This is a genomic window from Caballeronia sp. GAWG1-1 (genome assembly GCF_023631465.1).
GTDB lineage: Bacteria > Pseudomonadota > Gammaproteobacteria > Burkholderiales > Burkholderiaceae > Caballeronia.
Genome location: NZ_JALQDB010000018.1, coordinates 128,863 through 143,548, shown reverse-complemented (window position 1 = coordinate 143,548; position 14,686 = coordinate 128,863). Strand labels below are relative to the sequence as shown.

Here is a 14,686-nt window from a genome sequence, read left to right as displayed (position 1 = left end):
GATGATAGTGCGGATCTCCCGTGTGAAAGTAGGTAATCGTCAGGCTCCTCATGCAGCAACAAAAACCCCACCCCCAAACAGGTGGGGTTTTTGCGTTTCTGCGGCGTTGGGCGTGCAAAGAAAGCGCTGCTTGGTTCGAGCAGCGCCAAAACAAAAAAATCAAAGTTATCGGGCTAAGGACCGCTCTGCCAATCGAACCCAGTAAGACGAGCCGACAGACAACAAATCGTCATTGAAATCGTAACTGGCGTTATGCAACATGCAGGGACCGGCACCATGTCCATGATCCCGATGACCGCCGTTGCCATTCCCGAGAAACGCGTAACACCCGGGCTTTTCAAGCAACATGAACGAAAAGTCCTCCGCGCCCATTGTTGGTTCGACTGAGGCGTTCACCTTATCCTTGCCTACAACGGCAGTCATCACTTCCGCCGCAAACTTCGTCTGCTCAGCGTCGTTGATCGTCGGTGGATAATTTCGATGAAAATGCAGTTCCGCCTCGCAATCGTAAGCCGATGCCGTCGCTTCGACGATCTTGCGCATACGTTCTTCGATAACGTCTAAAGTCTCGACCGTGAACGTGCGCACCGTACCACCTAACCATGCCTCATCCGGCACGACATTGACCGCGTCGCCAGCATGAATTTGGGTGATCGAAAGCACGGCGGTATCGATAGGCTTCTTGTTTCGAGTAATGATGCCCTGCAACCCATTAGCGATCTGCACGGCGGTAAACACCGGATCGCGCCCGTTATGAGGCATTGCCGCATGCGAGCCGATGCCGCGAATCGTGATCCGAAACTCATTGCTCGACGCCATGATTGGTCCGGAAACCACGCCGAAGTGCCCCGCTGGCATTCCCGGCCAGTTGTGAATCCCAAAGACGGCATCGACAGGGAAACGCTTGAACAAGCCGTCTTCGATCATTGCACGCGCGCCTGCGCCGCCTTCCTCGGCCGGCTGGAAGATGAAAACAATCGTGCCGTTAAAGTTGCCATGCTCCGCCAAATGTTTTGCCGCGCCGAGCAGCATGGCAGTGTGCCCGTCGTGACCGCACGCGTGCATGCGGCCGGGGTGGGTCGATCGATGTTCGAAGGTGTTGATTTCCTGAATGGGCAGTGCGTCCATATCGGCGCGTAGTCCGATCGACCCGTTGCCGGAGCCACGCTTGAGCACGCCGACGACGCCCGTCTTTCCCAGCCCACGATGCACAGTAATGCCCCATCGCTCGAGGCTTTCCGCGACAAGCTTGCTCGTCCCCGTCTCTTCGTAACGCAGCTCCGGATGAGCATGAATCGTTCGTCGGAGAGCTTTGATTTCTTCGTGCGATGCTTCGATTTCAGGGATCAGATTCATTTTGGAACCGTTCTCACGTTTGAATTCGGACGTTGCGCATTGACACTGCGTCGGTCCTTGCATTCTACGCCGTCATTATTTGATGATTTGAACGGTCGTTCCCACGGCGACCATAATAAAATCGACTCATCTGACGCTTTTCATCTGGTAATCCCGGACCCATGCCATGAACGCTCCAACCGAGTTCGCCCGAGCCGTCTGCCCACATGACTGTCCCGATACCTGCGCAATGCGCGTCACGGTCAAGGACGGCAAAGCGGTAAAGGTCAGCGGCGATCCGGATCATCCGCCGACGCAGGGCGTGCTTTGCACGAAGGTGACGCGTTATGCCGAGCGCACGCATCATAAAGACCGGCTGCTCACGCCGTTGCGCCGCGTCGGCCGGAAAGGCGAAGGGCGCTTCGAGGCGATTAGCTGGAACGACGCGCTCACCTTGGCGGCCAACAAGCTGAAGTCGATTGCACAGCGCGCGCCCGAAGCGATTCTCCCGTACAGCTATGCCGGCACGATGGGACTGGTACAAGGCGAGAGCATTGCGGCGCGTTTTTTCAATGTGCTCGGCGCGTCGCGGCTGGATCGGACGATCTGCGCCGCCGCCGGCACTGCCGGCTTGCGCTACACATACGGCGCGAGTCTCGGCATGCACACCGAGTTTTTCGAGGAAAGCGAGATCATCCTGATCTGGGGAGCGAATCCGATCGCGTCGAGCCTGCATTTCTGGACGCGTGCGCAGGAAGCAAAGCGGCGCGGCGCCAAGTTGATCGCGATCGATCCGTATCGGTCACTGACGGCGGAAAAGTGTCATCAACATATCGCGTTGCGGCCCGGAACGGATGCCGCGCTCGCGCTCGGCATGATCGACGTTTTGATTCGCGAGGATCTCATCGACCGCGAATATGTCGATGCCCACACGCTCGGTTTCGAAGAACTCAAGGCGCGCGCGGCGCAGTTTCCGCCTTCGCGCGTGGCGTCGATATGCGGTCTTGACGAGAATACGGTGATCGATCTCGCGCGCGCATTCGGTTCTACCAGGAAGGCGTCGATTCGCCTGAATTACGGTATGCAGCGCGTGCGCGGCGGCGGCAATGCGGTCCGCGCCATTGCTTGCCTGCCGTCGCTCACGGGCGCATGGCGTGAGCGCGCGGGCGGAATGCTGCTGTCGTCGTCGGGCTGGACACCGGTCGATGGAAACGCGCTCGAACGTCCGAACCTGTCGCCCGGCTGGCCGTCGAAACTGCCGCGCATCGTCAATATGAACGCTATCGGCGACGCGCTGCTGAACCCCGGAGACGACGCATTCGGCCCGAAGATCGAAGCGCTGATCGTCTATAACTCGAACCCGGTGGCCGTGGCGCCCGACTCCGCGAAAGTCGCCGCGGGCTTTGCGCGCGACGATCTGTTCACCATTGTTCTTGAACACTTTCAGACCGATACGGCTGACTATGCCGATCTGATTTTCCCGGCGACGACACAGCTCGAACACTTGGACGTCCATAAGTCTTACGGGCATACGCATGTGATGGCCAACTTGCCGGCCATTCAACCGGTCGGCGAAGCGCGCACGAATACAGACATCTTTCGAGGTCTCGCGCGCGCCATGGGCCTCACCGAACCGGCACTCTTCGAGACCGACGAACAGATTGCTTCGAAAGCCTTTCGCTGGGCCGATGCGACGCTCGAAGGTCAGGACTGGAACGCGCTCAAAGAGACGGGTTGGCTAAAACTCAATCTTGCCGATGCGCCCTTGGCTCAAGGCGCCTTTCGCACGCCTTCGGGCAAGTGCGAGTTTTATAGCGAACGTCTGAAAAACGAAGGGCTCGATCCGCTGCCCGATTATCTGCCGCCGTACGAATCGACGGACGGCTCGCCCGAACTCGCGGCGCGCTATCCGCTCGCGATGATCTCGCCGCCCGCGCGCAATTTTCTGAACAGCAGTTTCGTGAACGTCGAAAGTCTGCGCGCGACCGAAGGCCAGCCGCATCTCGATATCCATCCTGCCGATGCCGAACTCCGCGGTATCGAAGACGGCGTGCTGGTTCGCATCTTCAACGATCGCGGCTCGATGCAGGCGCGCGCCCGTGTAACCGAACGCGCCAAGGAGGGCGTCGTGGTCGGGTTGTCGATCTGGTGGAAGAAGTTGTCCCCCGATGGCCGTAACGCCAATCAGGTAACGAGCCAGGCACTGACCGATCTGGGGGGATCGGCGACGTTTTACGACTGCCTGGTTGAAGTGGAGTCAACGCATTGAGTCGTAATGAAAGAGCAGGCCGGAACGAGTCTGGAAGGCGGCGTCTAACCCAATTGTCGGAAGCGAGGCAAGCAGCTAGCATCTCGTTTTCGCACGATCATTCTAAATTCCAATAAGAAGGAGACGCCGCATGGAAAAACCATGGTTGAAGTCCTACCCGGACGGCGTACCGGCTGAAATCGACGTTTCCGCGTACCGGTCGGTTTCCCAGCTGCTCGAAGACAGTTTCCGCAAGAACCGCGACCGGCGCGCGTTCGTCTGCATGGGCAAGTCGATTACCTACGGCGAACTCGACGACATGTCGAAAAAGCTCGCGGCATGGTTTCAGACGAAGGGTCTCAAGCCCGGCGCGCGCGTCGCGTTGATGATGCCCAACGTGTTGCAATATCCGATCGCAATTGCGGCGGTTCTGCGCGCGGGTTATATCGTCGTCAACGTCAATCCGCTTTACACACCGCGTGAGCTCGAACATCAGTTGAAGGACAGCGGCGCGGAAGCCATCGTCTTGCTCGAGAATTTCGCGCATACGCTGCAAGCCGTGGTGAAGAACACGGCCATCAAACACGTCGTTGTCGCCGCGCTCGGCGACCTCATGGGTTTGAAAGGGCTCGTCGTCAATCTGGTCGTGCGACGCGTGAAGAAGCTCGTGCCCGAGTGGAGTTTGCCCGGACGGGTTCGCTTCAATGACGCGCTCAGCGAAGGTGGACGCGCCACGTTTCATAGCGTCGAACAAAGTCCCGATGACGTCGCGTTCCTGCAATACACGGGCGGCACGACGGGCGTTGCCAAGGGCGCGACGCTTTTGCATCGCAACCTGATCGCGAACGTGTTGCAATCCGAAGTGTGGCTCGATCCGGCACGCAAGCGCCGGCCCGATATCGACCAGTTCATCTGCGTGGTCGCGTTGCCGCTTTATCACATCTTCGCGCTGACGGTGTGCGGCATGCTGACGATCCGCACCGGCGGACTCGGCGTGCTGATTCCGAATCCACGCGATATCGCGGGGACGATCAAGGAACTGAAGGGCATACAGATCAATACGTTTCCGGCCGTCAACACGCTCTATAACGCGCTGTTGAATCATCCCGATTTCGACCAGCTGGATTTCTCCAAGCTCATCGCGGCGAATGGCGGCGGCATGGCGGTGCAGGAAGCCGTCGCCAAACGCTGGTTCGCGAAGACGGGCGTGCCGATTGTCGAAGGCTACGGGTTGTCCGAAACGTCACCCTGTGTGACCTGCAATCCGGTCACGGCGATGGAATATACGGGGACGATCGGCTTGCCGTTGCCATCGACGGAAATCGTCATTCGCGACGACGACAACAACGACGTTCCGTTCGGTCAGCCCGGCGAAATCTGCATTCGCGGTCCGCAAGTCATGGCGGGCTACTGGAACCGCCCCGACGAAACCGCGAAGGTGATGACGCCCGACGGCTTCTTTCGCTCGGGCGACGTGGGCGTCTTCGATGATCGCGGTTACGTGAAAATCGTCGATCGCAAGAAGGACATGATTCTCGTGTCCGGCTTCAATGTTTATCCGAACGAGATCGAAGACGTGGTCGCCATGCTGCCCGGCGTGTTCGAAGTGGCCGCGGTCGGCGTGAAGGATCAGAACTCGGGCGAAGCGGTGAAGCTCTTTATCGTGCGCCGTGATCAGAGCCTGACCGAAGCGGATGTCGTGGCGTTCTGCAAGGAGCGGCTGACGGGGTACAAGCGGCCGCGCATCATCGAGTTTCGCAACGACCTGCCGAAGAGCAATGTCGGCAAGATCTTGCGGCGCGAATTGCGCGACGGCACGGCCTGAAGAATCGATTTGGGAAATGGAAAAGCCTTCGTGTCGAAAGACCGAAGGCTTTTTTCTTTGCATCGCATAGAAGCGGTTATGCCCGACGCGCCTTGCCATATAAAAAAGGCGCCCGAAGGCGCCTTTCAAGAGATACCGCTGTGTTAAGACTTGTTAGAACTTGTGGCGAATACCGACCAGCGCCGCGACCTGGTTCGACGTCGACGACGGCGACAGACCGTTGATGCTTGCAACCGCTGCGCGTTGCGTCGAATCCGTACCCGTTGCGTGCTGGTACACACCGTCGATATACACGTCCGTGCGCTTGGACAGGAAGTAGTCCGCGCCGAGCATGCCTTGGTGATACTTGGCATCGGCCAGGCCGTAGCCCTTCGTGTAGTCGTAAGCGACGCCGAGCAGCAGAGCCGGGGTCAACTGATACTTAAAGTTGAGTTCGGCGTTGTGGAACTTGCCCGAACCACCCGTGTAAGCAGCCGGGTTGAGGCCGGCGCCGGCTTCGCGGCCGACATCCTTGAACTGCGTGTTGCTGTACGTCGCGCCGACCGTTGCCGCGCCGAACGTATAAGCACCGCCCGCCGAGATCACTTGTTGCGTGTGAGCTGATGCGAAGCCCGAGATCACGCGGCTGTTCGGGAAGTTCGAAGCCGTACCGGCGGTTGCGGCCGTGCGCGAGGTCGTGTTGTTGCCGAAGAACGAATAGTTCGGGTCCTTGACGTTCAAGTACGCAGCGCCCAATTGCAACGGGCCTTGCGAGTAGCCGAGGCCAGCCGACCAGATCTGGTTGCGATTGAACTGACCTGCGTTGCCGCCCAGGCTGTACAAGCCGCCGAACGTGAAGCCGGCGTAGTTGGCGCTCGTGAACTTGACCGAATTGTTGACGCGCAACGAGTTGTTCATGTTGTCGAGGTCGCCCGGGTGCGCACCGAAGTACGTCGCCCACTGGCTGCCGACTTCGAACGCGCCGGTGAAGTCAACCACGGAGTCGTACTGACGACCCAACGTGACCGTGCCGTATTGCGCCGTCGACAGACCGACGTAAGCCTGACGGCCGAACTCGTCGCCGCCTTGACCCAGCGCGCCGTTGAACACGTTGAAGCCGTTTTCCAACACGAAGAGGGCCTTCAGACCGCCGCCAAGATCTTCCGTACCACGCAGGCCCCAACGGCTGCCCTGCACGTTGCCGCTGTTCAAGGCATACAACTTCTGACCAGCGCTATTGTTCGAGTACAGGAAGCCAGCGTCGATGATGCCGTACAGCGTCACGCTGCTTTGCGCGTGGGCGGCGCCAGCGAAGGTGCCCAAAGCGGCCAAAGCGAGAAGCGACTTTTTCATTGAATAGATCTCCAAGGAGTGTTTGCGACTTTTGGGCAAGGTCACTGTTCTAGCGCCAGTGTGTTGACGTCCCTGCCGGGCACTTCTGAATGAAGTTGAGACGTAATGTAACAAAGAGGCCTTGGGCGACAAAGGAAAAGGGGCCGGTCTGCGCACCTCGTGTGACGTTTTTGCAACATGCGCTAAAATCTTGGTTTTGCAGGAATTTTATGACTCGCGTTTGCCCTAATTCAAAATTTGATTAGTTCAAAAAGCCTGCTTTGGATATTTCTTGCCAGAGAATATGGCTTGCTGAAAGAAGGCGAAGAGCATCGAATTCCGCGCAACGAGATGAGGGAGAAAAACCATGACGCTAGACGAAGTCATCAGCGAATTCGACCGCGGCCTGCGTTCCATGGCGGGTATCAGCCGCATGTCGCGGCCGGTTCCGGAGCCGAACGCGCTCGGTCAGTCGGAGATGAGCCCTCCGGGCATCGACGAACCCGCGCTCGATGAGAAGGAGCGGTCGCACGCCGCTGGTCTGATGCGCGTGAACCATGTCGGCGAAGTCTGCGCGCAGGCGCTTTATCAGGCCCAGAAGCTGGCGACCAATAGCCCGCAGCTGAAGGCGAGCTTCGAACACGCCGCGCGTGAGGAAGAAGACCATCTCGCGTGGACGTCCAAGCGCCTTCGCGATCTCGATTCGCGCCCGAGCCTGCTCAATCCGTTGTGGTACGCAGGCGCACTGGCCATCGGCTTTGCAGCCGGACGCCTCGGCGATCGCGCGAGCCTGGGTTTCATGGCTGAAACCGAGCGTCAGGTGGAGCAACATCTCGATGGCCACATGAAGACGCTGCCGCAAAACGATCACGCGTCGCGCGCGATCGTCGAGCAGATGCGGCAGGACGAAGCCGCACATGCTGCCGCGGCTATCGGAGCGGGCGGTGGTGAGGTTCCGTTCCCCGTGCGAGCGTTGATGCGCGCAGCATCGAAGATCATGACCCGCACCGCTTACTATATTTAGACGGCAGTCTTATGGTCGATGGCCTGCTCCATCGACCAAATTACCGTTTGCGCGTGCGCGGAGGCGGCAAATCCGCCTATAAGAACGGTTACATTTCATTCATTTTGTCGGTCAAATTCACGTAACACTTTCACATCGTCCACTAGCTCTATAATTTATAACGCTTTTCTACTTTGTGCTACTTTAAGCTCCTGCGCTAAGTCCTTGTTCTAACGGGCAAAAACTACTCGAAAAAAAGTTTCGCGTCTTGACCGAGGAAATGCCTTCCACTAAAGTGGGAGACAGTGTCAGAAAGTGGTCTTTTGTGTGATTTCGGAGTCACTTTAAGGCTACTTCGCAAAAAGACGGGCGCCAACGGGGGCGTCAGCACAGGGAGAAGGGCGAGTGTTCCAGGGAGCGTCGGCGCTGACGCTCGATGCGAAAGGACGGATGTCGGTTCCGTCTCGCTATCGGGAAGCGCTGCAAGGGCAGGCAGAAGGCCGGGTGACGCTCACGAAGAGCCCGGATGGATGCCTGTTGCTGTTTCCTCGCCCGGAGTGGGAAGTCTTTCGCGCCAAAGTCGCCGCGCTTCCCATGGAAGCCATGTGGTGGCGGCGCATCTTTCTCGGCAACGCAATGGATGTGGAAATGGACGGCGCCGGCCGCGTATTGGTCTCGCCCGAACTGCGCTCTGCCGCATCGCTTGAAAAAGAAGTGACCCTGCTCGGCATGGGCGTGCACTTCGAATTATGGGACTCGCAGACCTATGCGGCGAAGGAAGCCGCGGCGATGGCGCAGGGCATGCCCGACGCGCTGAAGAATTTCACTTTCTGACGCGGCGCTAAAAACATGGCACCTGCGATGAGAAATGAACTGCAGCATCGCACGGTGCTGCTAAACGAAGCAATTGACGGGCTGATCACGCGCGCGGACGGCATCTATATAGATGGCACTTTCGGGCGCGGCGGACATAGCCGGGGCATTCTGGATCGGCTGGGCGAAGCGGGGCGGCTCGTCGCCTTCGACAAAGACCCGCTCGCAATCGCCACGGCGCAACAGATACAAGACTCACGCTTTTCGATCGTGCATGACAGTTTCGCTGCCCTGCGCGATACGGCGAGCGAGCGTGGGATGGGGCGAGTGTCGGGCGTGTTGCTGGACCTGGGCGTGTCGTCGCCACAAGTGGACGACCCGGAGCGCGGCTTCAGTTTTCGCGCGCAAGGTCCGCTCGACATGCGCATGGACCCGACTCGAGGGGAGTCGGCGGCAGAGTGGCTCGCGCGGGCAACGGTGCAGGAACTCACGGAGGTGATCAGAGATTATGGGGAAGAACGGTTTGCTTTTCAGATTGCAAAGGCGCTTGTTGCTCGCAGGGCAGAGTCCGAGCGTCTTGGGCCTCTCGACAGCACGAGCGAGCTTGCCGAAATCGTGGGTCACGTCGTCAAAACCCGTGAGAAGGGCAAGGACCCGGCAACTCGCACCTTTCAAGCTATACGGATTCACGTCAATCAAGAGCTTGCGGAGCTGCAAGTAGTACTTGAGTCGGCACTTTCGTTGTTGGAGCAAGGGGGGCGGCTGGTCGTGATCAGCTTTCATTCGCTCGAAGACCGGATCGTCAAGCGTTTCATGCAGGCGCATGCCAGCGCGCCCGCCGTGGACCGTCGCTTGCCGATCCGCGCGGTCGATCTTCCCAGCCCGCCGTTGCGGGTCGTGGGCCGCGTGTTTCCGAGCGACGCTGAAGTCGCCGCCAACCCGCGCGCCCGGTCCGCGGTCATGCGTATCGCGGAGCGGATCGCGCCATGAATCGCCTCAACATCTTCCTGTTGATCGTCGTGCTCGGGTGCGCGTTGTCGGTCGTCAGCGCCACCAACAAGCAGCGGCAAGTGTTCATCGAATTGCAAAGGGCGCAGTCGCAAGAGCGTCAGTTGCAGCAGGATTATGCGCAGTTTCAGTATCAGCAGAGCGCGTTGTCGAAGACCTCGCGCATCGAGCAATTGGCTACTAACTCGTTGAAGATGCAGCCCGTCGCTACCGGCCGCACGCAATACCTGACCTACGACCCGGCGACCTTCAAGGCCGCCGACGCGCCCATGCCGCCGCCGCTGCCCGCGTCGGCGCCGCCCGCACGCGGAGCCAAACGATGAAAAAATCCGCGAAACAAAAGGACGTCGCCTACACGCCGAATCCGATCCTCGCCGTGCGTCTGCCCATGTGGCGCTCGAAGCTGGTCGTGTTCATGTTGTTCATGGCGTTCGTCGCGCTCGCCGGGCGGGCATTCTGGATCCAGGGTCCGGGCAACGCGTTCTTCAAGAAGCAAGGCGAAAGCCGCTATCAACGCACGCTGGAAATGCCCGCCACGCGCGGCCAGATTCGCGACCGTAACGGTCTCGTGCTCGCCACGAGTCTGCCGGTGAAGGCCATCTGGGCGATTCCCGAAGCCGTGCCGAACGACCTCGGCGCGGACAAGCTTGCGCAACTCGCAAAGTTGCTCGACATGACGCAGAAAGATCTGCGCGCGAAACTCTCGATGGACAAGACCTTCGTCTACGTGAAGCGTCAGGTGCCGCTCGAAGTCGCGCAAAAGGTCGCGGAGCTCGACGTTCCCGGCATCTATTCGCGCGGCGAATACAAGCGCTTCTATCCGGAAGGCGAAATCACTGCGCATCTGATCGGCTTTACTAATATTGAAGACAAGGGACAAGAAGGCGTCGAACTCGGCGACCAAGGTGTCCTCGCGGGTACGCCTGGCATGCGTCGCGTCATCAAGGACCGCATGGGTCATATCGTCGAGGATGTCGACGAGCAGGTCGTGCCGCATAATGGTACGGACGTCGAACTCTCGATCGACAGCAAGATTCAGTACATCGCGTACACGAATCTGAAGGCTGCGGTCGAGAAGTCGAAGGCGAAGGCTGGCGCTGCAATTGTGATCGACACCAAAACGGGCGAAGTACTCGCGCTCGTCAACTATCCCACGTACAACCCGAACGACCGCACGCGCATGACTGGCGAGCAGCTGCGCAACCGCATTCTCACGGACACTTTCGAGCCAGGCTCGATCATGAAGCCGTTCACCGTTTCGCTCGCGCTGGATTTGCATCGCGTGACGCCGAATACGCTCGTCGAAACGGGCGGCGGCACGTTCGTGCTGGACGGCGCGCGCATCACGGACGATTCAGGTTTCGGCACGCTCACTGTCGGTGGAGTGATTCAGAAATCGAGCAATATCGGCGCGACCAAAATTGCGATGCAATTGCGCGCCGAAGAAATGTGGAACATGTACACGAGCCTCGGTCTCGGTCAGGCGCCGAAGGTTGGTTTCCCTGGCGCGGTGACGGGACGGTTGCGGCCGTGGAAGAGCTGGCGGCGCATCGAGCAGGCAACCATGTCTTATGGCTACGGCTTGTCTGCTTCGCTGTTTCAGCTAGCACGCGCTTATACCGCGATTGCGCACGACGGTCAGGTCATGCCGGTGTCCATTTTCCGCACGCCGGGCGATCAACCGGCACAGGGTCAGCAAGTGTTTTCGCCGACCACCGCGCGTGAAGTGCGCGCCATGCTCGAAACCGTGGTGTCGAAGGGCGGCACGTCGCCGGATGCAGCGGTGCCGGGCTATCGCGTCGGCGGCAAGAGCGGCACCGCGTACAAGCATGCGGGTCGCGGTTACGACCATTCGAAGTATCGCGCGTCGTTCGTCGGCATGGCGCCAATGCCGAATCCGCGCATCGTCGTGGCCGTATCGGTCGATGAACCGACGGCGGGCAGTCACTTCGGCGGCCAGGTTTCGGGTCCCGTTTTCTCGGCCATCGCCGGCGACACGCTGCGTGCGCTCAATGTGCCGCCCGACATGCCGGTCAAGCAAATGGTCGTGACCGACGATTCGAACTCCGCAACGCAACCGCCGGCGAAGCAGCCCGCGAACAACGCCAACAACGCCAACAACGCAATAGCCGCGAAGAAATACGCAGTGTCGAGCAATACGAAGACGCATCCGGGAGTCGTGCGATGAGCGCGCAGGCCCGCCAGATATCGAACGCGGTCGAATGGCTGCGCGCACATGCGCAACCCTCGGCGAACCTGCATGCCGACACGCGCTCACTCAAGAGCGGCGACGTGTTTCTGGCCTATGCCGTCGATGGCGCGGACAACCGTTCTTATCTGGATGCCGCGCTCGCAGCGGGCGCGGTGGCGGCGCTGTATCAGCCGGAAAACTTCACGGGCAAGCCGGATGCGTCGAAGACGCTCGCCGTCGCAAAGCTCAACGAACTCGCCGGCCCGATTGCCGCTGCATGGTACGGCGAGCCGACCGCGTCGATGCTCACCGTTGGCGTGACCGGCACCAATGGCAAGACTTCGTGCAGTCAGTGGATTGCCGCCGCGCTCACCGCGCTCGGCCGGCCGTGCGCAATCGTCGGCACGTTGGGTATAGGCATGCCGGGCAAGCTCGTGCATACCGGCTTCACCACGCCCGACGCGGCACAGCTTCAGCGCAATCTCGCGCAACTCAAGACGCAGGGCGCGGAGGGCGTGGCGATGGAAGTCTCGTCGCATGCGCTGCATCAAGGGCGCCTGAACGGCACGGATTTCGACCTGGCCATCTTCACGAACCTCACGCAGGATCATCTCGACTATCACGGCACTTTCGACGCATACGAAGCCGCCAAGGCGCGTCTTTTCGCGTGGTCCACGCTCAAGACCGCAATCGTCAATCGCGACGACGCGGCGGGACAACGTTTGATCGAATCGCTGCGCGGCAAGGTGCGCACGATTGCATACGGCGTCGATATTCCCGTGAACGCCGTGCCAAGCGCCGATGCGCTTTTGCTCGCGACCAACGTGCGCGCCACCGCAACGGGCACCGCTTTTCATCTTTCGTCGGATTGGGGCGAAGCCGACGTGGAAGTCGGCACGCTCGGCGCCTTCAACGTCAGTAATCTGCTTTCCGTGCTCGGCGTGCTGCTCGAAGTCGGCGTGCCGTTCGACACCGCGCTTGCACGCATCGCGAAACTCGAATCGGTGAACGGCCGCATGGAGCGGCTCGGCGGACGGCCGCAAAGCGATGAGCCGCTCGTCGTGATCGACTACGCGCATACGCCCGACGCGCTCGACAAGACACTCGCCGCCTTGCGTCCAATTGCAACTGCGCGTGGCGGCGAACTCGTCTGCATGTTCGGATGCGGCGGCGACCGCGACGCGACCAAGCGCCCGCTCATGGGCGCGATTGCCGAGCGCCTTGCCGATCAGATCGTCATCACGAGCGACAACCCGCGCAGCGAAGACCCGCAAGCGATCATCGACCAGATCGCGGGCGGCATGAAGGACGCCAGGAAAGCGCGCCGTATCGAAGATCGCGCAAGCGCGATCTTGCAGGCGATTCGCGCTGCGGCGCGCGAAGACGTCGTCGTGCTGGCCGGAAAGGGCCACGAAGCCACGCAGGAAATCATGGGCAAGAAACGCGCTTTCTCGGATCAGGACCACGCACGCCTCGCGCTTGCCGCACGTGCCACGCAGCAGCGCGGAGGTGGCGAATGACCATGTTCACCTTGCGCGAAGCCGCAGCGCTCATTCCCGGCGCCGTTTTGCAGGGCGATGAAAACCTCGCGATCGAACGCATCGTCACCGACAGCCGCGCGGTTCAGGCCGGCGATCTCTTCGTAGCGGTGAAGGGCGATCGTTTCGATGCGCACGACTTTCTCGATCAGGTTGCAAAGGGCGGTGCGTCGGCGGCGCTCGTTTCGCGCGAGCCATCATCCGGGAATGCCTGGCCGCTGCCAGTCATCAAGGTAAAGGACACGCGCATCGGGCTCGGTGCGCTGGCACACGGCTGGCGTGAGCGCTTTGCCATGCCGCTCGTCGCCGTTACCGGCAGCAACGGCAAGACCACGGTCAAGGAAATGATCTCGTCGATCTTCGCGGCCGCGGTCGGCGAAGATGCGCGGCTCGCCACGGCCGGCAACTTCAACAACGACATCGGTTTGCCGCTCACGTTGTTTCGCCTGAACGCGGCGCACAAGCTCGCGGTCGTCGAACTCGGCATGAATCATCCCGGCGAAACGAGCGTGCTCGGCAAGATCGCCGCGCCGACCGTCGCCGTGGTGAACAACGCGCAACGCGAGCATCAGGAATTCATGGCAACGGTGGAAGCCGTCGCGCTCGAACATGCATCGGTCATTCACGCGCTCGGCGAAACCGGCACGGCCGTGTTTCCCGCCGACGATCACTACGCGAGCATCTGGCGCGTGGCCGCGACCGGCAATCCGATCATGGACTTCGCATTGAGCGAGGACGCAGCGAAGGCGGCCGTCACCGGCACGCTCGACGGCACGACGGTGCACGTTCGCTCGCCGCAAGGCGAGATCGACATCGCGCTTGCCGTGCTTGGCGATCACAACGCGCGCAACGCATTGGCCGCAACGGCGGCGGCACTGGCTGCAGGCGTATCGCTCGATGCCGTCAAGCGCGGTCTCGAAGCATTTCAGCCGGTCAAGGGACGTCTGCAAGTGAAGCGCGCGGTGCTTGGCGCGCTTTCCGGCGCCACCGTGATCGACGACACGTACAACTCCAACCCCGACTCCATGCGCGCGGCCATCGACGTGCTTGCATCGCAAGCATCGCCGCGCGTGCTCGTCATGGGCGACATGGGCGAAGTAGGCGAAGAAGGTCCAGCGTTCCATCGCGAAGTCGGCGCTTATGCGGCACAACGCGGAATCGACGCGCTCTTCGCGTTGGGCGACGCGAGCGTCGATTCCGTGAACGCATTCAACGCTGCGGCATCGAAGCAGGCCGGCGCGCATTTCAACGATGTCGCCGCCCTGATTCGAGCAGTGCAACAAGCCGGCTTCGGACCCGGCGCCACGTATCTCGCGAAAGGCTCGCGCTTCATGAAGATGGAGCGCGTGGTGGACGCCGTGACAAGTCCACAACCACCCGTCGTGGGCACCACGCCCGCGGCACACTGAACTGA

At 60.5% G+C, this 14,686-nt stretch carries 11 protein-coding genes; 9 read left to right on the top strand and 2 right to left on the bottom strand.

The window, feature by feature from the left end; translation table 11 throughout:
- Window positions 1-165 precede the first annotated feature (165 nt).
- A complete protein-coding gene (locus NCT03_RS12185) occupies window positions 166-1,356 on the bottom strand; it encodes a M20 aminoacylase family protein (RefSeq protein WP_250465730.1) in 1,191 nt (396 codons plus the stop codon).
- Between the two features lie 166 nt (window positions 1,357-1,522).
- Here NCT03_RS12185 and NCT03_RS12180 point away from each other — a divergent pair, with 166 nt between their 5' ends.
- Both NCT03_RS12180 and NCT03_RS12175 read left to right on the top strand, forming a co-directional pair.
- A complete protein-coding gene (locus NCT03_RS12180; RefSeq protein ID WP_250465728.1) occupies window positions 1,523-3,604 on the top strand; it encodes a molybdopterin-containing oxidoreductase family protein in 2,082 nt (693 codons plus the stop codon).
- A 130-nt stretch (window positions 3,605-3,734) separates the two neighbouring features.
- A complete protein-coding gene (locus tag NCT03_RS12175) occupies window positions 3,735-5,408 on the top strand; it encodes a long-chain fatty acid--CoA ligase (protein WP_244826314.1) in 1,674 nt (557 codons plus the stop codon).
- A 153-nt stretch (window positions 5,409-5,561) separates the two neighbouring features.
- On the opposite strand, the gene NCT03_RS12170 is transcribed toward NCT03_RS12175, so the two are convergent.
- Window positions 5,562-6,740, bottom strand: coding sequence for a porin (locus NCT03_RS12170; RefSeq protein WP_244826313.1), 1,179 nt, complete (start codon window positions 6,738-6,740; stop codon window positions 5,562-5,564).
- A gap of 346 nt (window positions 6,741-7,086) precedes the next feature.
- Between NCT03_RS12170 and coq7 the strand changes: the two genes are divergently transcribed.
- The 7 genes from coq7 to NCT03_RS12135 all read left to right on the top strand — a co-directional run bounded on the left by coq7 (window position 7,087) and on the right by NCT03_RS12135 (window position 14,681).
- A complete protein-coding gene (coq7, locus tag NCT03_RS12165; RefSeq protein ID WP_250465726.1) occupies window positions 7,087-7,743 on the top strand; it encodes a 2-polyprenyl-3-methyl-6-methoxy-1,4-benzoquinone monooxygenase in 657 nt (218 codons plus the stop codon).
- A 384-nt stretch (window positions 7,744-8,127) separates the two neighbouring features.
- A complete protein-coding gene (mraZ, locus tag NCT03_RS12160) occupies window positions 8,128-8,556 on the top strand; it encodes a division/cell wall cluster transcriptional repressor MraZ (RefSeq protein WP_250465724.1) in 429 nt (142 codons plus the stop codon).
- A 15-nt stretch (window positions 8,557-8,571) separates the two neighbouring features.
- On the top strand, window positions 8,572-9,525 hold the full coding sequence (rsmH, locus tag NCT03_RS12155) for a 16S rRNA (cytosine(1402)-N(4))-methyltransferase RsmH (protein ID WP_244826310.1): 954 nt from the start codon (window positions 8,572-8,574) through the stop codon (window positions 9,523-9,525).
- The gene (gene ftsL / locus NCT03_RS12150; protein WP_244826309.1) at window positions 9,522-9,866 is read left to right on the top strand and encodes a cell division protein FtsL; all 345 of its coding nucleotides are present in this window, start codon (window positions 9,522-9,524) and stop codon (window positions 9,864-9,866) included. Before rsmH ends, ftsL begins: the two co-directional genes overlap by 4 nt.
- Window positions 9,863-11,731: a peptidoglycan D,D-transpeptidase FtsI family protein gene (locus tag NCT03_RS12145; RefSeq protein WP_250465722.1), complete on the top strand. Its 1,869-nt coding sequence runs from the start codon at window positions 9,863-9,865 to the stop codon at window positions 11,729-11,731. Before ftsL ends, NCT03_RS12145 begins: the two co-directional genes overlap by 4 nt.
- Window positions 11,728-13,254 carry a UDP-N-acetylmuramoyl-L-alanyl-D-glutamate--2,6-diaminopimelate ligase gene (locus NCT03_RS12140; protein WP_250465720.1) on the top strand — a complete coding sequence of 509 codons (1,527 nt, stop codon included), beginning with the start codon at window positions 11,728-11,730 and terminating at the stop codon, window positions 13,252-13,254. The genes NCT03_RS12145 and NCT03_RS12140 overlap by 4 nt, the downstream gene beginning before the upstream one ends.
- Entirely contained in the window at window positions 13,251-14,681 is a 1,431-nt protein-coding gene (locus NCT03_RS12135; protein WP_250465718.1) for a UDP-N-acetylmuramoyl-tripeptide--D-alanyl-D-alanine ligase, read from the top strand. Before NCT03_RS12140 ends, NCT03_RS12135 begins: the two co-directional genes overlap by 4 nt.
- Window positions 14,682-14,686 lie beyond the last annotated feature (5 nt).